This is a genomic window from Parolsenella sp., from assembly GCF_982402205.1.
The window spans coordinates 1-2,328 of record NZ_CEVYAT010000194.1; the positions used below are offsets into that span (position 1 = coordinate 1).

The 2,328-nt window shown below is 67.3% G+C and carries 1 protein-coding gene; it reads right to left on the reverse strand.

Features of this window, described 5'->3' with window-relative positions; all coding sequences use genetic code 11:
- Window positions 1-65 precede the first annotated feature (65 nt).
- Window positions 66-2,328, reverse strand: a 2,263-nt coding sequence (locus AC1VTH_RS07935) for an HAD-IC family P-type ATPase (RefSeq protein WP_481335619.1), incomplete at its 5' end; no start/stop codon positions are given.

Sequence of the window (2,328 nt, forward strand, 5' to 3'; positions counted from 1 at the left end):
CCGCCACATCGAGCTCGCGGCCTGATCGGGCCGCGGCGACGGCGGCGGCGAAGTCCTCACCAAAGTTACTTTGACTCTTGCTCATGGTTCGTCTCCCTGAGGCTCTCGATGGGCTTCATGAAGTTCTCGTACCCCGCATCTTCCGAGACGAGCCTGATGCCTCGGTTGAACAGGACGTTGAAGATGACGAGCGCGAGCGCACCGATGACGAGCGTCGCGATGGTCATGACGAGGTCGTAGGGCACGATGTCGAAGAAGGGACCCGCAACGGTGCAGCCCAGCACCACGATGCCCACGACCACGACGAGAAGCGCGCTGCGCAGGGCGTTGAGCGGCAGCGTGATGCGCACGATGAGGGCAAAGCCCACGAGGCTCGTGAGCACGACGCACACCGTCGAGATCTGCTCGCGGTTGAGGCCAAAGCGCTCGAGCAGGCCGCTCGCGAGGCCCACGGCCACGATGACCGCGATGGAGCCGGGCACCGAACGCGCAAGGACGTTGCCCAAGAAGCTGCCGCGCACGCGCTCGTGGTTGGGCTCGAGCGCCAGCACGAACGACGGGATGCCGATGATGGCGGCCGAGATGAGCGACATCTGCACCGGCTGGAACGGATAGGGCGGGATGAACGCGCACAGGATCGCGAGAACCGCCGAGAAGAGCGTCTTGACCAGGAAGAGCGAAGCAGAGCGCTGCAGGTTGTTGATGGAGCGGCGGCCCTCCGCCACGACAGACGGCATGTGGGCGAAGTCGTTGTCGACGAGCACCACCTCAGCGACGTTGCGCGCGGCGTCGGAACCTGAGGCCATGGCCACCGAGCAGTCGGCCTCGCGCAGGGCGAGGACGTCGTTCACGCCGTCGCCCGTCATCGCGACGGTGTGGCCGGCGGCGCGCAGGGCCTGCACGAGCTCGCGCTTCTGCTGCGGCGTGACGCGGCCGAACACGCGATAGGTGACCGCGGCAAGCTTAAGCTGCTCGGGCGTGGTGAGCGTCGAGGCGTCGACCCACCGGTCGGCGTCGGGGACGCCTGCCTCGGCGGCGATGCTCGAGACCGTGCGTGGGTCGTCGCCCGAGATGACGTTGAGCTGGACGCCCTGCTCGACGAAGTAGCGGATCGTGTCGGGCGCATTCGAGCGGATGTGGTCGGAGAGTGTGAGGATGCCAAGGGCCCTGGGCTCGCCGATGATGGCGCCCTCGTCGTCGAATCCGTCGCACTCGGCGATGGCCAGGCAGCGCTCGTGCTCGTTGGCGTTCGCGAGGGCCTGCGAGATGGGCTCGGGCACGCCAGCAGCAAAGACGAACTGGGCGGCACCCATCACGAGGGCGCGGCCGCCGGGCATGACGCAGCCCGAGTACTTGCGGGCGCTCGAGAAGCCGATGGCGCGGGCCGCCTCGGGGGCGGCGATGCCAACCTCGGAGGCGTGGCGGATGATGGCCGTAGCCGTCTCGTTGGCATCGTGGGCGCTCGCGCGCACCACGCTCGCCGCGGCAAGCTCGACGTCGGACGAGGTGGCACCATCCACGCCCACGGCACGCTCGAAGTCCATGGAGCCCGAGGTGATGGTGCCCGTCTTGTCGAGGCACAGCACGTCCACGCGGGCGAGTGCCTCGATGCAGTAGAACTGTTGCACGAGCACGTGATCATTCGCGAGGCGCGCGGCCGAGATGGCGAGCACCGTGGAGGTAAGCAGCACGAGGCCCTGGGGAATCATGCCCACGAGCGCCGCGACTGTCGTGAGAATCGACTGGTTGACCGTAGAGCCGTCGTTGAGGGTGCGTAGGAAGAGCGCAAGGCCAATGGGCGCAAGCAGCCACGTGGCCGCACGGATAATCATGTTGAGCGTGGCCATGATCTCGGACTTGACCTTCTTGACGTACTTGGCCTCGGCGTTAATCCGCGAGGCGTACGAGTCGGCGCCCACGCGCGTGACGCGCGCCAGCACGAGACCCGAGTCAAGGAAGCTGCCGCTCATGAGCTCGGAGCCGGCAAGCTTGGTGACGGGCTTGCTCTCGCCGGTGAGGAGGCTCTCGTTGAGGCCCGCCTCGCCCCAGATGACCTCGGCATCGGCCGGCACCTGGTCGCCGCGGCGCAGCACCAGGACTTCGTCGAGCACGACGTCGTCGTGCGCGACGTAGGCGTCGGCGCCGCCGCGGCGCACGCAGACGGGACGCTCCGCCAGAATCGAAAGCTTGTCGATGGTGCGCTTCGAGCGGACCTCCTGGTAGACGCCGATGAAGAGGTTCGCGAAGATCACGACGAGGTATGAGAGGTTTCGCCAGGAGCCCGTGAACGCGACAAGGCCGGCCAGCACCGCATTGACGCCGTTGAAC